Raw genomic sequence first — 13,599 nt, forward strand, 5'->3', positions numbered from 1 at the left:
CTTGGCTCTAACATCTAAGCTCTACATAATGAACAGTTTCACTTTCACCCAAGCCACCGCCGTGGCCAGCGCCGTGCAGGACAAAGCCGCGCACGACGACGCGGCCTACATCGGCGGCGGCACCAACCTTATTGACCTGATGAAGGAGAACGTGGCCCGCCCCACGCACCTCATTGGCCTCAAAAAGCTGGGCCTCGATACCATCGAAACCCTGCCTGAGGGCGGCCTGCGCCTCGGCGCCCTCGCCACCAACGCCGACACCGCCTGGCACCCCGAAGTGGAGAAACGCTACCCGCTGCTGAACCAGGCCATTCTGGCCGGGGCCAGCCCGCAGCTGCGCAACATGGCTACCGACGGCGGCAACCTCATGCAGCGCACCCGCTGCTACTATTTCTACGACCTGGCCACGCCCTGCAACAAGCGCGAGCCCGGTTCGGGCTGCTCGGCCATCGGCGGCTACAACCGCGTGTGCGGCATTCTGGGCACCAGCGACCAGTGCATCGCCACGCATCCCTCGGATATGTGCGTGGCCCTGGCCGCCCTCGACACCACGGTGCGCGTGAGCGGCCCCAACGGCGAGCGCACCATCAAGTTTGAGGATTTCCACCGCTTGCCCGGCAACCACCCCGAGCGCGACAATACCCTGGAGCCCGGCGAGTTAATCACCAGCCTCGACCTGCCCGCCAAGGGTTTCGCCCAGAATTTCAGCTACCTGAAGCTGCGCGACCGCAGCAGCTATGCCTTCGCCCTGATAAGCGTGGCCGCCGCGCTGGAACTCGACGGCAACACCATCACCGATGCCCGCCTAGCGCTAGGCGGCGTGGCCCACAAGCCCTGGCGCGATAAGGAGGCCGAGGCGATGCTCGTCGGCCAGCCCGCCACCGCCGACACCTTCCGCCGCGTGGCGGCTAAAGTTCTCGAAAACGCCAAAGGTTACGGGGCCAATACGTTTAAGATTGAGTTGGCCAAGCGCGCCATTGTGCGCGCCCTCAAGCAAGCCACTGAAATGAACGAGGTAGTAGACACCAACGCCTTCCAAAATTCCAACCCATGAGCCATACCACCGACTATATCGGCAAACCCACCAACCGCGTCGATGGCCCAGCTAAAGTGGCCGGCAACGCCAAGTATGCCGCCGAATTCAATGTGCCTAACCTGCTCTATGGCTACGTGGTGAGCAGCCCGATTGCCAAGGGCAAAATCACGAAAATTGACGCCGCGCCGGTGCTGGCGCTGCCCGGCGTACAGCAGGTGTTCTCGCACGAGAACGTGCCGCACTACGCCTTTCTCGACCGCAGCTACAAGGACCAGATTGCGCCCGGCGGCTCGCCCTTCCGCCCGCTGCACGATGCCGAAATCAAGTACAGCCTGCAGCCCGTGGCGCTGGTCGTGGCAGACACGTTTGAGCTGGCCCGCTACGCCGCATCCATCCTGCATATCGAGTATGAGGAAGTAGCGCACGAAACTGAGTTGAGCAAGCACATCGACAAAGCTTACGAGCCCGGCAGCGGAAAAGCCGGCTACAAGCCGCCGAAATCGCGCGGCAACTTCGGCAAGGGCTGGAAGGAGGGCGTGGCCCACATGGAGGCGCAGTATTCGCACCACGCCCAGCACCACAACCCCATGGAGATGTTCGCCACCACGGTGGAATGGCTCGGGGATAAGAACCTGACTATCTACGACAAAACCCAGGGTGTTTTTAACAGCCAGCAGGTGGTGAAGAAGGTTTTCGGGCTGAACAGCGACCAGGCGCGGGTGATTTCAAAGTACACCGGCGGCGGTTTCGGCTCCGGCCTGCGGCCCCAGTACCAGCTGTTTCTGGCCGTAATGGCCTCGCTGCAATTGGAGCGCTCGGTGCGCGTGTCGCTCACCCGCGAGCAGATGTTCAGCTTCGGCCACCGGCCCGAAACCTTGCAGCACGTAGCCCTGGCCACCGCCGCCGACGGCTCGCTCACGGGCATCAACCACTTTGCCGTAGCCGAAACCTCGCAGTTTGAGGACTTCACCGAAAACGTGGTGGGCTGGTCCGGCACGCTCTACGACTGCAAAAACGTGGAGCTGGGCTACCGCCTGGCCAAAGTCGACGTGTTTTCGCCGCTCGATATGCGCGCACCCGGCGCGGCCTCGGGCTCCATCGCGCTGGAAATTGCGATGGACGAAATGGCCTACGCCGCCGGGCTCGACCCGCTCGAATTCCGCCTCCGCAACTACTCCGATTTCGACCAGTACCAGGACCTCCCCTACTCCAGCAAGGCCCTGCGCAAATGCTATGCCGAGGGCGCGGCCAAATTCGGCTGGGAAAAACGCACCGCCGAGCCTGGCTCGATGCGCGACGGTAACCTGCTGGTCGGCTGGGGTATGGGCGGCGGCATCTGGGATGCTTCCAAGATGCCCGCCACCGTCAAAGCCAGCCTCGACGCCGACGGCCACCTCACGGTGAGCAGCGGCACCAACGAAATCGGCACCGGCACCTACACCATCATGACGCAGATTGCGGCCGAAAGCATGGGCCTGCCCATCGAAGCCGTCACCTTCGTGCTGGGCGACACTACGCTGCCCGAGTCGCCCCTTCAAGGCGGCTCCTGGACGGCTGCCTCCGTCGGCAACTCCGTGGTGGAAGCCTGCACCAAGCTCGGCGAAGCCCTGCTGAAACAGGCACAGAAAATGGACCACCCCGCCTTCAAAGACGTCAAAATCGACGACGTGCAATTCGCCAACGGCCAACTGCGTCTGCGCTCCGACGAAACGCAAGCCGTAGTACTCCGCGACCTTGTGCAGGCCAGCGGCGAGCCCAAAATCGAAGCCGAAAACTCCACGGTGCTGGCCAAGCTGGAAATGCTAAAGCCGCCGAAATACTCCATGCACGCCCACAACGCCGTGTTCGTGGAAGTAAAAGTGGACCCCGATTTGATGACTGTCCACGTCACCCGCGTGGTGAATGCCGTGGCCGCCGGCCGCATCATCAACCCGAAAACGGCCCGCAGCCAGGTCCTCGGCTCGGTCGTGTGGGGCATCAGTTCGGCCCTGATGGAAGAATCGGTGATGGACCACCGTTTCGGCCGCTACATGAACCACAACTACGCCGAATACCACGTCCCCGTGAATGCCGACATCCACGACATCGACGTAATTTTCGTGAGCGAGGAAGACGACAAAGTCAATCCCCTCGGCATCAAAGGCCTGGGCGAAGTGGGCCTGCTGGGCGTAGCCGCCGCCGTGACCAACGCCATCTACCACGCCACCGGCAAGCGCGTGCGCGACCTGCCCGTGACGATTGACAAGCTACTGTAGAAACTCTGGCGGCTGGTGCCGCTGAAGTGACACAAAAAGGCCCCGCAACTGGTTGGTTGCGGGGCCTTTTTGTGTATTAACGTTTTAGAAACGCCATGTTGTAGACAGTCTACAGAAGGCCAACTGCACTATACAATTTCGGATATATCGTTCTTATAGAACGTTTCAAACATTTCTTTAGGAGACTTGCCATGCTTATTAACGATGTCAGGGTTGGCTCCATATTCCAATAGCAACTTCACCACACCTTTTTCATCCTTTGAGCTGAAAATGGCCGTCCAAAGAGGCGTATTGCCGTGAACATCTGTCGCATTAGGGTTTGCTCCACTTTTAAGAAACTTCGCCGCTATTTCTAATTGCTTGTTCTGGGCAATGAAATGTAAAGCTGAATAACCAATCCTGTCCTGATGATTGATGTTCGCTCCATTTTGAAGTAACCAGTCTATAAAGCCTTCTTTACTTTCAATTACCGCACTGATAAGAGCAGTTCTGCCGTCGCCATCCGCTGCATCAATCCCAAATTCAGATAGCGTTGCCTTTGCTTTCGTGTAGTCCCCTTGTCTAATGTTGCTTCTCAACTCATCTACTTTAGGGTCGCATTTGCGGGGTCTCCCTGAATGTGCCATAGGAATGGTTGTTTTGGTTGCCTACAACATCCGGATTTCCGCAACAGCATATAGCGGCAATAGGCGCTTAGCAGGCAGGTTAGTGGCTGCAATTTACCCACCATTGGCTGGATACCCACCATTACTCCCCGGATGCTTTACTGCGCTTGTTGCACAATGGCACTACGCCGCTTTACCCGCTCAATCCCTACCGCCACCTAACCTTCTCCCCCGCCTTGCCCGCGCGCAACCGGGCGGGCACGCTAGCCAGAATCAAATCCCGTAAAGCGGTGAGCAACGTCGTTCGCACGAAGCCGTGATGCACCACCAGGCTCACCTCGCGCACTGGGGTGGGGGCCACGAAGCGCTTGAGGAGCGGGTTGCTATCGACTTCGTCTAGCACGGCCAGCTCGGGCACCAGCGTGTAGCCGTGGTGGTGGCGCACCAGCTCTTTCAGCGTTTCGATGGAGCCGCTTTCGTAGGCCACCGCGCCGGTGGAAGCCGTTCGGCCGCACAGGTTCAGGACTTGGTTGCGGAAGCAGTGGCCTTCCTGCATCAGCCACAGGCCGGGGCTGGCCAGGTCGGCCGGGCTCACGGTGGCGCGGTCGGCCAGCGGGTGGCCCTCGGAGGCGAGCAGCAGGAAAGGCTCGTCCAACAGCGGCAATTCGTGCAGCAGCCGGTCATCGAGCGGCGTGACCAGCAGCCCCACATCTAGGCGGTAGTCCTTGAGCCGCAGCATGATTTCCTCCGAGCGCAGTTCCTCGATGTGGACGCGCAGGTTGGGGTAGGCCGTGCTGAGGCCCACTAGGAAGCGCGGCACCAGGTACGGGGCCAGCGTGGAGATGACGCCCAGGCGCAGCTCGCCCACCACCTCGCCTTTAGCGACCTGCACCAGCTCGCGCAGTTGCTGGGCTTCGTGGAGCACGCGTCGGGCCTGGGCAATGACTTGGACCCCGATGGCCGTGGGCTCGGCCCCGCGCTGGGTGCGGTCGAACAGCAGTACGCCCAGCTCCTCTTCCAGCTTTTGTACCTGCACGCTTAGCGCGGGCTGACTCACGAAGCTTTTTTCGGCGGCCAGGCCGAACTGGCGGTGCGTATCCAGGGCCACTAGGTAGCTGAGTTGTTGAAGATTCATGGCGGGTAAGAAGCGCGCAGTAATAGGTTTTGATTATAAAGTTATAAATAAAATCGATTTTGATTATGCATTTACACCAAGTAGCTTTGTGCAAAGCTGCTATTCACGGCCCTGTTTCAGCCGCTAAAGCTGCTTTCCAGATAAGTCCGCGACCTTTTTAATTCACCCGGCCTTTTAGTAGGCTGACACATAAAACCACTTTCAAGATGAGCGCCAACCTGCACGACCTCCCCGCAGACAACTCCATCCTCCACGACCTGAACGCGGACGCTGCCCAGTGTCCTTTTATCAATGGCGCGGTGAAGCAAACGGCCGGTGGCGGCCGCACCAACCGCGAGTGGTGGCCCAATATGCTCAAAATGAGCATCCTGCGCCAGCACTCGCCCCTTGTCGACCCCATGGACAAGGACTTCAACTACGCTGAAGAGTTCAACAAGCTGGACCTGAATGCCGTGAAGCAGGACCTGTTCGAGCTGATGACCAACTCGCAGGACTGGTGGCCGGCCGACTACGGCCACTACGGCCCCTTCTTCATCCGGATGGCCTGGCACAGCGCCGGCACCTACCGCATTGCCGACGGCCGCGGCGGCGCGGGCGCGGGCGCCCAGCGTTTCGCCCCCCTCAACAGCTGGCCCGACAACGCCAACCTCGACAAGGCCCGCCTCCTGCTGTGGCCCATTAAGCAGAAATACGGCAAGCAAATCTCCTGGGCCGACCTCATGATTCTGACCGGCAACTGCGCCCTCGAATCGATGGGCCTAAAGCCCTTCGGCTTCGCCGGTGGCCGTGCCGACGTGTGGGAGCCGCAGGAAGACGTGTACTGGGGCCCCGAAACCGAGTGGCTCGGCGACAAGCGCTACGTGGACGACCGGCAGCTGGAAAACCCGCTGGCCGCCGTGCAGATGGGCCTCATCTACGTGAACCCCGAAGGCCCGGACGGTGAGCCCATCCCCGAGCGCTCGGCCCGCGACATCCGCGAAACCTTCGGCCGCATGGCCATGAACGACGAAGAAACCGTGGCCCTAATTGCCGGCGGCCACACCTTCGGCAAAACCCACGGCGCGGCTGAACCCGCCAAATTTGTGGCCCGCGAGCCCGCCGGGGCTAGCATCGAAGAGTTGGGACAGGGCTGGCGCAACAGCTTCGGCAAAGGCCACTCCGAGCACACCATCACGAGCGGCCTCGAAGGCGCCTGGACCACCACGCCCGCCAAGTGGAGCAACGACTACTTCGACCACCTCTTCGGTTTCGAGTGGGAGCTGACCAAGAGCCCCGCCGGCGCGCACCAGTGGCGCCCCGTGAACGGCGGCGGTGCCGGCACCATCCCCGATGCCCACGACCCGGCCGTGACGCACGCCCCCTTCATGCTAACCACGGACATCGCCCTGCGCGCTGACCCGGCGTACGAGAAGATTTCGCGCCGCTTCCACGAAAACCCCGACCAGTTTGCCGATGCCTTCGCCCGCGCCTGGTTCAAGCTGACACACCGCGACATGGGCCCCAAGGAGCGCTACCTCGGCCCCGAAGTGCCCACCGAAGAGCTGCTCTGGCAAGACCCCATCCCGGCCGTTACCTACCAGGTGATTGACGACCAGGACGTGGCTACCCTGAAAAACTGGATTGCCGCCGCCGACCTCACAGTGCCGCAATTGGTGTCCACCGCCTGGGCTGCCGCCTCCACCTACCGCGGCTCCGACAAGCGCGGCGGTACCAACGGCGGCCGCCTGCGCCTGGCCCCGCAGCGCTACTGGGAAGTGAACAACCCCGCGCAGCTGTCGACCATCCTGAACAAGCTCGGCGGCATTCAGCAGGAGTTCAACAAGGCCCAAACCAGCAGCAAGCAGGTTTCGATGGCCGACCTCATCGTGCTGGCCGGCGTGGTCGGCATCGAGCAGGCCGCCAAGAATGCCGGCCACTCGGTGACAGTGCCCTTCACCCCCGGCCGCGCCGATGCCTCGCAGGAGCAAACCGACGTGGTATCGTTCCAGGCCTTGGAGCCGGCCGCCGATGGCTTCCGCAACTACCTGAAAACGCACCACCGCGCCGCCGCCGAGGAACTGCTGATTGATAAAGCGAATCTGCTGACCCTAACCGCCCCCGAGCTGACCGTCCTGTTCGGTGGCCTGCGCGCCATCAACATCAACTTCGACGGCTCGAACAACGGCGTGTTCACCACCCAAGCCGGTGCGCTCACCAACGACTACTTCCTCAACCTGCTCGACCTGAACACCACCTGGGCCAGCACTTCGGATGCCCAAAACCTCTTCGACGGCCGCGACCGCAAAACCGGCCAGACGAAGTGGACCGGCTCCCGTGTCGACCTGATTTTCGGCTCGAACTCCGAGTTGCGCGCCCTGGCCGAAGTGTACGCCTGCGCCGACTCGCAGGAGAAGTTCGTGAAGGACTTCGTAGCCGTGTGGGCCAAAGTGATGAACCTCGGCCGCTTCGGCCTGGCCCAAGCGTAATGCCGCCCGCTAGCGCTTCCGCCCCGTGAGGTGCGGAAGTCGCTAGTGCCTCAAAAGAAACGCCCCGTAACAAATTCGTTGCGGGGCGTTTCTTTTATAAATGATTGCAATAGGCGAAAGTATATAGTATATACTTAAATACCCTCTAAATACGGTAGACTCAATGGAGCCACCCATTTTATTTTACAAGAGCCACATTACTTGTTAGAAATTATTTTATAATCAGCAGGCACTTTCTCAGTATAAATATCAAAGCTAACATTGTTTATATTTTCTATTTTTAAATTCATTTCAGATACAATTGAATCTAGATTAGTGTATTGATTATTATTATCTTGAGCCAAAATACTAGCATCATTTAGCAGACCGTAAATATGAATTTGCAATTTGTCGCATTCAAGATATTTTGCAGTATTAAATTTTCCAATTTCTTTATTATTGAAAACAACAGGAACCAATCCAAAATAAGTTGAAGCAAAGGAAAGTATCAGAAAGGATGATTTTAAATAAAAATTATTATTATCCCACCCTTGCTTAGCTAGCAAAAAACCCAATATACCTACTAAAATCGAACTCATTGCAAACAGATTTGCACTTGTATACAGAATAGTGTTCGCGTTTACAGCCATTTGCAGATAGGGTTTTTTAATCTCTTTCAGTATAAAAAATTGAGACTTTAATCTTTCAACACCCTAAATAGGCTCAGAAATACTTTTAATTTTTTCTTCGAGCAGTAAATCCTTTGATTTAAATGCCGATGTTATCTTGCTTGCCGTCAATTCATAATTATTTAAATTAAAATAGAATAGAACAGTTATTAAAGCTATCAGAAATACACAAAATAAAGCTTTGATAAGTTCGGCTTCTCTTAAAACAGAAGCTTTTACTAATTTGAAATCAGTTTTCATGATTAATGAGCAATTTGTCTTTTAGAATTCTGACTGCAAGCAATTTCCATAAGCAATACAATCCGACAGCAATATAATCATTTTTTTAATATTTTATTTATTATATATTTTTACTGGATAGGTTGCCAAAGGGAATGTCGAATCTGGCAACCACTTATGAATGGTGACAAAAACATTTCGTAGCGGCTTCATTTCTCTTACAACCAGCCCCACCCCCAGCCCCAAAAGTGCCTCTGGACGCGGCAGATGCGGGCCGGAAAATTAAGCGCATGGCGGGAAAGCTTCATTTACGCTTCATGCCGGTGGGGGCAAGTTTGTACTGTCAATCCCACGACACAAGCTGCGTTGCATCGCCCCTCCCACCCTTCGATGCGCGCTTTCGGCTTGTTTTGGCCCCGGCAGGTTTGCTGGGGGCCAAGGGCGTTCTGCTGTTTGAGTGAAGCCTGCCGCGAAGTATGAATATCCCCCAATCAAGTGGCCTCGGGCCGATGGCTTTTGTGAAATGCTCCCCTTGAATTTCCAAGGGGCCACCGGCCAGCGCCACTGCCTGATTCCGCCGCTCGGCGCGCGTGTCCCTTCCTAACGCATCACGGGTCCGGCCAGCCGCTCCACGCCATCCACTAAAAATGTTATTCCCTATGCCATACCAATCGCCTGTCACGTTACCCAATGTCCTGATGAAAAGAGTGTTCATACTGCTAAGCTGCGGTGTTTTGTTCTACACCACGGCCTGCAAGGAAGAGAAAAAGGAAGTCGAAGAACAGATTAAGCTGGTCGCGACCAGTCCATTGGCGAAAGACACCACCATCACCAAAGAGTACGTGGCGCAGGTGCATTCCTACCAGCGCATTGAGCTGCGGGCACTGGAAAAAGGCTACCTGGAGAAGATTTTCGTGGACGAGGGCCAGCACGTTTCGCAGGGCCAGACCATGTTTCAGATTAAGCCCACGATATACCAAGCCGAGCTGAAAAAGTCGCAGGCCGAGGCGCACTACGTGCAGATGGAATATCAGAATACCCGGAAGCTGGCCGATAAGAACATTGTGTCGGGCAGCGAGCTGGCCCTGGCGCAGGCCAAGTACGACAAGGCCAACGCCGACGTATCGCTGGCCCAAACGCACCTGCAATTCACCACGGTAAAGGCCCCGTTCAGCGGCATCATGGACCACTTCCAGGGCCGCCTGGGCAGTCTGGTAGACGAAGGCGACCTGCTGACCACGCTCTCCGACAACAGCAAAATGTGGGTGTACTACAACGTACCTGAAGCCGAGTACCTGGCCTATAAGCAGCACGCCAAGACCAGCGACAAGGCAGCGCATGTGAAGCTGTTGATGGCCAACAACGAAGTATTCAACCAAACTGGCGTGGTGCAAACCATTGAGGCCGACTTCAATAACGAAACCGGCAACATCGCCTTCCGCGCCACCTTCCCCAATCCCGATGGCCTGCTGCGCAACGGTGAAACCGGCAGCGTGCTCATGACCGTGCCGCTGAAAGGAGCCCTGATTATCCCGCAGAAAGCCACGTTCGAGATTCTGGAGAAGAAATACGTTTTCGTGATTGACAAGGACAATGTGGTGCATCAGCGCGAAGTGGGCATTGCCTCCGAAATGCCTGACCTGTACATTATTAAATCCGGCATTACGGCAACTGACCGCATTCTGCTGGAAGGCCTGCGCAAGGTGAAGGATGGCGACAAGGTGAAGTACGACTTCCGCGCCCCGCAGTCGGTCATCTCGAATTTGAAGGTGTACAGCGAGTAACGCCCGCCGGTCCGACCGCTCTAGGCGGTCCGACCGGTTGCCGCCATAACGACTCGTTCGCCTTTCAACCGGTCGGACCGCCTAGGGCGGTCGGACCGGAGCATACGACTACTGCTGATTGACTACCAAATAGTCCTCCCAAACGAACCGTCCTGATATGTTTAGTAAATTCATTCGTAGGCCAGTATTTGCCATTGTTATTTCGATTGTCATTCTGCTGATGGGCGGCTTGGCAATTATGAAGCTGCCGACGTCGCAGTTTCCGGAGATTTCGCCGCCGCTCGTGATGGTGAGTGCGGCTTACCCCGGTGCCAGCGCCAAGGTGCTCACCGAGTCGGTACTAATTCCGCTGGAGCAGGCCGTGAACGGCGTGCCGGGCATGAAGTACATGACCTCCGACGCCGTGAGCGCCGGTGAGGCCAACATCCAGATTGTGTTCAACCTGGGCACCGACCCCGACCAGGCCGTGGTGAACGTGAACACCCGCATCGCGCAGGTGCTCAACCGCCTCCCGATACTGGTTCAGCGCGAGGGCGTGATTGTGAACCGCGTGGTACCTAACATGCTGATGTACGTGAACTTGTACTCGAAAGACAAGAACACGGACATGAAGTACCTGTTCAACTACGCCGGCGTGAACATGATACCCGAGTTGCAGCGCCTCGGCGGTATTGGCCGGGCCAGCATCCTGGGTAGCCGGCAGTACGCCATGCGTATCTGGCTGAAACCCGACCGGATGCGGGCCTACAACATCTCGGTTGATGACGTGATGAAGTCGCTGGATGAGCAGTCCGTGATTGGCTCGCCGGGCCGTATTGGCCGCTCCGATGGCGGGCAGGCGCAGTCGCTGGAATACGTGCTCAGCTACAAGGGTCGTTTCAACGATGTGGAGGAATATAAAAACGTGATTCTCAAGGCTAATCCTAACGGGGAAAGCCTGCATTTGAAGGACGTGGCCAACGTGGAGCTGGGCTCGGAATTCTACGACATCTACTCCAACCTGAACCAGTACCCGTCGGCGGCCATCGTGCTGAAGCAGACCTACGGCTCGAACGCGTCGGACGTGATTAAAGAGGTGAAAGCCAAGCTGGATGAGCTGAAGAAAACCTTCCCGCCGGGCATGGACTATAAAATCACCTACGACGTGTCGAATTTCCTCGACGCCTCGATTGAGAACGTAATCCACACCCTGCGCGACGCCTTCATTCTGGTGGCCCTGGTGGTATTCCTGTTCCTCGGCGACTGGCGCTCGACGCTGATACCGGCGCTGGCCGTGCCAGTATCGCTGGTGGGCTCGTTCATGGCGATGCAGGCGTTCGGCCTCACCATCAACATGATTACGCTGTTTGCGCTGGTGCTTTCCATCGGTATTGTGGTCGACAATGCCATTGTGGTAATTGAGGCGGTCCACGCCAAGATGGACGAGCAGCATCTATCGCCCTATAATGCAGTCAGGCAAGTAGTTGGCGAAATCAGCGGGGCCATTATCGGCATCACCATTATGATGACGGCCGTGTTCATTCCGGTATCGTTTATGAGCGGCCCGGTGGGCATTTTCTACCGCCAGTTCTCCATTACGATGGCTACTGCCATTGTGATTTCGGGCATCGTGGCCCTCACCCTGACGCCGGTGCTTTGCGCCATGATTCTGAAAAACCACCACGGCCAGCCCAAGAAGCAAACGCCTTTGCAACGCTTTTTCGACTGGTTCAACCGGGGCTTCGAGAAGCTGACCAACGCCTACACCGGCCTGCTGACGCGCATTGTGGCCAACCGCCTTATCACCTTTGGAATGCTGCTGGCCTTCGGCCTCGGCATCTGGGCCATCACGGCGAAGCTGCCGGCCGGCTTTATTCCGAGCGAAGACCAGGGCCTGATTTACGCCATTGTGCAGACGCCGCCCGGCACCACGCTGGAACAAACCAACGCCGTATCGCGCCGGCTAGCCGACCTGGCCAAAGACATTCCCGGCGTAGCCAATATCTCCTCGCTGGCGGGCTATGAAGTACTCACCGAAGGCCGGGGCTCGAACGCCGGTACTCTGCTGCTTGACCTCAAGCCGTGGTCGGAGCGCAAGGAATCCATTGCCGACATCATTGGCAACCTGGAAAAAAAGGCCAAGCAGATTCCGGGCGCGACCATCGAATTCTTCGAGCCGCCGGCTGTGCCGGGCTACGGCGCGGCGGGTGGTTTCCAGCTGCAATTGCTGGATAAAACAAACTCCGGCGACTACAAGGCGCTGGAAAAAGTGAACAATGAGTTCATGGTTCAGCTGAAAAAGCGCAAGGAGCTGGCGGGCCTCTTCACCTTCTTCTCGGCCGAATACCCGCAGTACGAGCTGAAAATCGACAACGAGTTGGCCATGCAGAAAGGCGTGAGCATCGGCAACGCCATGAACACGCTGAGCATTATGGTGGGCTCGACCTACGAACTGGGCTTCATCAAATACCAGCGCTTTTTCAAGGTGTACGTGCAGGCTTCGCCCGAATACCGGCGGCTGCCGCAGGACGTGCTGAATATGTGGGCCAAGAACGACAAGGGCGAAATGGTGCCATTCTCGGCCTTCATGAAAATTGTGAAGTCGCAGGGAGCCAACGAGATTAACCGCTACAACATGTACACCACGGCCTCCATCCGGGGCGGCGCGGCGGAAGGTTTCAGCAGCGGCGAGGCCCTGAAAGCAGTGCAGGAAGTGGCCAATACCCTGCCCCACGGCTACGACATCGACTGGGGCGGCCTGTCGAAAGACGAAGTGGGCCGCGGCAACGAATCGACCGTGATTTTCCTGGTCGTGCTGGTGTTCGTGTACCTAGTGCTGGCCGCGCAGTATGAGAGCTTCCTGCTGCCGCTGGCCGTTATTTTCTCGCTGGTGGCGGGCGTGTTCGGGTCGTTCCTGTTCATCAAGCTCACGGGCCTAGCCAACGATATTTATGCGCAGGTAGGCTTGGTAATGTTGGTCGGTTTGCTGGGTAAAAACGCGGTACTGATTGTGGAATTCGCGGCCCTGAAACACGAGGAGGGCATGTCGGTGCGCGACGCGGCCATTGAAGGAGCCAAGGTGCGATTCCGCCCGATTCTCATGACCTCGTTCGCCTTCATCGCCGGCCTGATTCCGCTGGTGGTGGCTACCGGCGCAGGCGCCATCGGCAACCGGACCATTGGTAGCTCGGCGCTGGGCGGCATGCTGTTTGGCACCGTATTCGGGGTAATCATCATCCCCGGCCTGTACTACTTCTTCGGCACCCTGGCCGGCAATAGCAAACTGATTCGGGACGAAAACGAGTCGCCCATCCTCGAAGGCGTGGAGCCCCGCGTGACGCTGGAGGAAATGGAGCCTTACGCATAAGTGCGGTAAGCTTTAGCTTATCGTTACCTTATCCCGCTGAATAATAAACATTTGCACCATTACGGCAAGCAAAAGCTTACCGCACT

Annotated in this window: 9 protein-coding genes; 5 read left to right on the plus strand and 4 right to left on the minus strand. The window is 57.5% G+C overall.

Features of this window, described 5'->3' with window-relative positions:
- The first annotated feature begins 28 nt into the window (after positions 1 to 28).
- Both ACVWYF_RS03305 and ACVWYF_RS03310 read left to right on the plus strand, forming a co-directional pair.
- Positions 29 to 1,054 carry an FAD binding domain-containing protein gene (locus tag ACVWYF_RS03305; RefSeq protein WP_457064579.1) on the plus strand — a complete coding sequence of 342 codons (1,026 nt, stop codon included), beginning with the start codon at positions 29 to 31 and terminating at the stop codon, positions 1,052 to 1,054.
- Complete coding sequence (locus tag ACVWYF_RS03310) at positions 1,051 to 3,291, plus strand: xanthine dehydrogenase family protein molybdopterin-binding subunit (protein WP_457064581.1); 2,241 nt, start codon at positions 1,051 to 1,053, stop codon at positions 3,289 to 3,291. Before ACVWYF_RS03305 ends, ACVWYF_RS03310 begins: the two co-directional genes overlap by 4 nt.
- A 128-nt stretch (positions 3,292 to 3,419) precedes the next feature.
- Here the strand turns inward: ACVWYF_RS03310 and ACVWYF_RS03315 are convergent, their stop codons facing one another.
- Both ACVWYF_RS03315 and ACVWYF_RS03320 read right to left on the minus strand, forming a co-directional pair.
- Positions 3,420 to 3,917, minus strand: a complete 498-nt coding sequence (locus ACVWYF_RS03315) for an ankyrin repeat domain-containing protein (RefSeq protein WP_457064583.1) — start codon at positions 3,915 to 3,917, stop codon at positions 3,420 to 3,422.
- A gap of 187 nt (positions 3,918 to 4,104) precedes the next feature.
- Entirely contained in the window at positions 4,105 to 5,031 is a 927-nt protein-coding gene (locus tag ACVWYF_RS03320) for a hydrogen peroxide-inducible genes activator (RefSeq protein WP_457064585.1), read from the minus strand.
- Between the two features lie 206 nt (positions 5,032 to 5,237).
- Here ACVWYF_RS03320 and katG point away from each other — a divergent pair, with 206 nt between their 5' ends.
- A complete protein-coding gene (katG, locus tag ACVWYF_RS03325) occupies positions 5,238 to 7,496 on the plus strand; it encodes a catalase/peroxidase HPI (RefSeq protein ID WP_457064587.1) in 2,259 nt (752 codons plus the stop codon).
- Positions 7,497 to 7,693: 197 nt separating this feature from the next.
- Here the strand turns inward: katG and ACVWYF_RS03330 are convergent, their stop codons facing one another.
- Positions 7,694 to 8,125, minus strand: a complete 432-nt coding sequence (locus tag ACVWYF_RS03330) for a hypothetical protein (RefSeq protein WP_457064589.1) — start codon at positions 8,123 to 8,125, stop codon at positions 7,694 to 7,696.
- Between the two features lie 63 nt (positions 8,126 to 8,188).
- Positions 8,189 to 8,404 carry a hypothetical protein gene (locus ACVWYF_RS03335; protein WP_457064591.1) on the minus strand — a complete coding sequence of 72 codons (216 nt, stop codon included), beginning with the start codon at positions 8,402 to 8,404 and terminating at the stop codon, positions 8,189 to 8,191.
- Positions 8,405 to 9,081: 677 nt separating this feature from the next.
- On the opposite strand from ACVWYF_RS03335, the gene ACVWYF_RS03340 reads away from it, so the two are divergent.
- Both ACVWYF_RS03340 and ACVWYF_RS03345 read left to right on the plus strand, forming a co-directional pair.
- Positions 9,082 to 10,167 (plus strand): efflux RND transporter periplasmic adaptor subunit, encoded by a 1,086-nt coding sequence (locus tag ACVWYF_RS03340; RefSeq protein ID WP_457064593.1) that lies wholly within the window; start codon positions 9,082 to 9,084, stop codon positions 10,165 to 10,167.
- Positions 10,168 to 10,324: 157 nt separating this feature from the next.
- On the plus strand, positions 10,325 to 13,513 hold the full coding sequence (locus tag ACVWYF_RS03345) for an efflux RND transporter permease subunit (protein WP_457064595.1): 3,189 nt from the start codon (positions 10,325 to 10,327) through the stop codon (positions 13,511 to 13,513).
- Positions 13,514 to 13,599 lie beyond the last annotated feature (86 nt).

It is taken from the genome of Hymenobacter sp. UYAg731 (assembly GCF_054061335.1).

Coding starts and splice junctions, on each gene's coding strand:
- ACVWYF_RS03305 (WP_457064579.1), top strand. CDS start 29: ATGAACAGTTTCACTTTCACCCAAGCCACCGCCGTGGCCAGCGCCGTG.
- ACVWYF_RS03310 (WP_457064581.1), top strand. CDS start 1,051: ATGAGCCATACCACCGACTATATCGGCAAACCCACCAACCGCGTCGAT.
- ACVWYF_RS03315 (WP_457064583.1), bottom strand. CDS start 3,917: ATGGCACATTCAGGGAGACCCCGCAAATGCGACCCTAAAGTAGATGAG.
- ACVWYF_RS03320 (WP_457064585.1), bottom strand. CDS start 5,031: ATGAATCTTCAACAACTCAGCTACCTAGTGGCCCTGGATACGCACCGC.
- katG (WP_457064587.1), top strand. CDS start 5,238: ATGAGCGCCAACCTGCACGACCTCCCCGCAGACAACTCCATCCTCCAC.
- ACVWYF_RS03330 (WP_457064589.1), bottom strand. CDS start 8,125: ATGGCTGTAAACGCGAACACTATTCTGTATACAAGTGCAAATCTGTTT.
- ACVWYF_RS03335 (WP_457064591.1), bottom strand. CDS start 8,404: ATGAAAACTGATTTCAAATTAGTAAAAGCTTCTGTTTTAAGAGAAGCC.
- ACVWYF_RS03340 (WP_457064593.1), top strand. CDS start 9,082: ATGAAAAGAGTGTTCATACTGCTAAGCTGCGGTGTTTTGTTCTACACC.
- ACVWYF_RS03345 (WP_457064595.1), top strand. CDS start 10,325: ATGTTTAGTAAATTCATTCGTAGGCCAGTATTTGCCATTGTTATTTCG.